We start from the raw sequence: 2,828 nt of genomic DNA, 5'->3' as shown, positions 1-2,828 counted from the left end.
GCACCCGCTGCCCGAGATGTTGATCGAGCAGAACCCGGTGGGCTACCTCGACTACACCATCGCGAGCTGGACGAAAGCGAAGGACCTTTCGGCCTTCAGCGACGAGGCGCTGTCGGAATACCGGCTGCATTACGCGACGCCTGAGCACATCCACGCCACCTGCAACGACTATCGCGCCGGCGCGACCTATGATCTCGCTGCCGACGTGGTGGACCACGCGGCGGACCGCAAGATCGCCTGCCCGACGCTGGCGCTGTGGGGAACCGCCGGCATTCCGAGCGAGACCGACGGGCCGCTCGAAACCTGGCACGAGTGGTGCGACAGCGTCGAGGGCCAGGGCATCGACTCCGGCCACTTCGTCGCCGAGGAAAATCCGCAGGCGGTGCTCGACGCGCTGCTGCCCTTCCTGGACCGCCATGCGCATTGACCGACAGCAGGCCTTCTCCGGCACCACCGCCTCAGACATCGATGCCGTCGCACTCGAGACCCATCTCGCGCAGCACATCGCGGGCTTTGCCGGGCCGCTGACGCTGGCGCGCTTCAAGGGCGGTCAATCGAACCCGACCTACAAGCTGGTGACGCCCGGCCGATCCTATGTGCTGCGGCGCAAGCCCTTCGGCAAGCTGCTGCCCTCGGCCCATGCCATCGAGCGCGAGTATCGGGTGACAGCGGCGCTGGCGGAGGCCGGGTTTCCGGTGGCGCGGCCGCTGCAGCTCTGCGCCGATGACAGCGTCATCGGGGCGGCCTTCTATGTGATGGAGCATGCCGAGGGCCGGGTGTTCTGGGAGCCGCAGGCGCCGGGGCTCTCCGGCGCCGACCGTGCGGCACTGTTCGACTCGCTCAATGCCACCATCGCGCAACTGCACGGGATCGACCCGGCCTCCATCGGGCTCGGCGACTTCGGCAGGCCGCAGGGATATGTCGGGCGGCAGATCAAGCGCTGGAGCGAGCAGTACCGCGCCTCCGAAACCGAGACGATTCCGGAGATGGACCGGCTCATCGCCTGGCTTCCGGGCGTGTGTCCGGCAGACTCGGGTGCGGCCATCGTGCATGGCGATTTCCGGCTCGACAATTGCATCGTCCACCCCACTGAGCCGCGCGTCATCGCGGTGCTGGACTGGGAGCTTTCGACGCTGGGCGACCCGCTGGCCGATTTCACCTATCATTTGATGCAGTGGTTCATGCCGGTGTCGGAGACGGGTGCAGGCGTCGGTTCGCTGCTGGGGCACGAAACCGATCCGGGCGTTCCGGCCATCGAGGCCTATATCGCCGATTACTGCCGCCGCACGGGGCGGAACGGCATTCCGGAGCTTTCGATCTACATGGCCTATAATTTCTTCCGGCTGGCGGCGATCCTGCAGGGCATCCTGGGGCGGGTGCGCGACGGAACGGCGGCCAATGCCGAGGCTGCGGCGATGGCGCGGCAGGTGCGGCCTCTGGCCGAGACGGCGTGGTCTTTCGCGCGGAAGGCGGGCGCATGAGCGGACCTTCGATCGGGCTGGCGCTGGGCGGTGGCAGTGCGCGCGGGCTGGCGCATATCCCGGTGCTCGAGGTGTTCGACGAGCTGGGGATCAAGCCGAAGGTGATCGCGGGCTGTTCCATCGGTTCGCTGCTGGGTGCGGCCTATGCCGGGGGCATGAGCGCGCGGGAGATCCGCGAGCGCGCCGAGTTGCTGCTGTCGGACCGCATCGGGGCGCTGAAATTCGCCTTCGGGCAGAAGCGCGTGAACCCGTTCGAACTGCTGGCGCTGCGCGGCCTCGCCTCGCTGCATGTGCATGGCGAGAAGCTGGCGGGGCTGGTGCTGCCGGAGAGCCTGCCGGCGCTGATCGAGGACTTGCCGATCCCCTTCAAGGTCATCGCCACCGATTTCGATGCGATGGAAGAGCGGGTGATCGAGCGAGGCCCGCTGGCCAAGGCGGTGGGCGCGTCCATTGCCATTCCGGGTGTCATCCTCGGCACGCAGTATGACGGGCACAGCTATGTCGATGGCTGCGTCACCAATCCGGTGCCTTTCAATCATGTGCGCGAGGGCATGGACATCGTGGTGGCGGTCGATGTCTCGGGGCGGCCGCGCGAGGCCAATGGGGCGAACCGCTCCAACATGGAACTGGCGGTGGGATCGCTGCTGATCCTGTTCAACCAGGTGGCCAGCCTGCGCCGGGAGATCAGCCCGCCGGACATATATGTCAGGCCCGCCATCGACAGCTTCTCGGGCGGCGATTTCTTCCGCATCCGCGAGGTGCTGGAACAGGCGCAGCCGGCGAAGGACCAGTTGAAGCGCGAGCTCGAGAAGCGGCTCATCGCCGCGACCTGAAGAAATCCTTCAGCAGCATTTTCGCCCGTTCTTCGCCGAGACCGCTGTAGACGTCCGGCGCGTGGTGGCAGGTCGCCTGCGAATAGAAACGCGGGCCGTGTTCCACCGCGCCCATCTTCTCGTCGCTGGCCGCGAAATAGAGGCGGCGGATGCGGGCGAAGGAGATGGCGGCGGCGCACATGGCGCAGGGTTCAAGCGTGACGAAGAGGTCGCAGTCGGTCAGGCGCTCCGAACCGAGGATTTCCGCTGCCCGGCGGATCGCCAGCAGCTCGGCATGGGCCGTGGGGTCCTTCAGTTCGAGGGTGCGGTTGCCGGCCCGGGCGATCACGGTTCCCACCTTGTCCGCCACCACGGCGCCCACCGGCACTTCGCCACGGGCTGCGGCGGCTTCGGCCTCCGCGAAGGCGATTTCGAGGGGGGCTGGCAGATTCAGTCGCATCGTGCCAATTGAGGCAATCATGGGTGACGGGTCAAGATGAGCGAATTCGAGGGTGAACGCATCGCCAAGGTGATC

4 protein-coding genes are annotated in these 2,828 nt (G+C 67.0%); 3 read left to right on the top strand and 1 reads right to left on the bottom strand.

What is annotated here, in order from left to right:
• The 3 genes from ACOMG5_RS17570 to ACOMG5_RS17560 all read left to right on the top strand — a co-directional run.
• Window positions 1-427: alpha/beta fold hydrolase (locus ACOMG5_RS17570; RefSeq protein WP_420345076.1), on the top strand; the 427-nt coding region annotated here is incomplete at its 5' end.
• Window positions 417-1,481 carry a phosphotransferase family protein gene (locus ACOMG5_RS17565; protein WP_420345075.1) on the top strand — a complete coding sequence of 355 codons (1,065 nt, stop codon included), beginning with the start codon at window positions 417-419 and terminating at the stop codon, window positions 1,479-1,481. The genes ACOMG5_RS17570 and ACOMG5_RS17565, both read left to right, overlap by 11 nt.
• Window positions 1,478-2,314 carry a patatin-like phospholipase family protein gene (locus ACOMG5_RS17560; protein WP_374333763.1) on the top strand — a complete coding sequence of 279 codons (837 nt, stop codon included), beginning with the start codon at window positions 1,478-1,480 and terminating at the stop codon, window positions 2,312-2,314. The genes ACOMG5_RS17565 and ACOMG5_RS17560 overlap by 4 nt, the downstream gene beginning before the upstream one ends.
• Here ACOMG5_RS17560 and ACOMG5_RS17555 read toward each other — a convergent pair.
• Entirely contained in the window at window positions 2,298-2,753 is a 456-nt protein-coding gene (locus ACOMG5_RS17555; RefSeq protein ID WP_420345077.1) for a nucleoside deaminase, read from the bottom strand. The genes ACOMG5_RS17560 and ACOMG5_RS17555 overlap by 17 nt on opposite strands.
• Between the last annotated feature and the right edge of the window lie 75 nt (window positions 2,754-2,828).

The sequence above is a fragment of the Paenirhodobacter sp. genome (genome assembly GCF_041916475.1).
Taxonomy (GTDB): domain Bacteria; phylum Pseudomonadota; class Alphaproteobacteria; order Rhodobacterales; family Rhodobacteraceae; genus Rhodobacter.
Note: the sequence above shows the minus strand (reverse complement) of the source record. Positions and strands in the feature narration are given on the sequence as shown.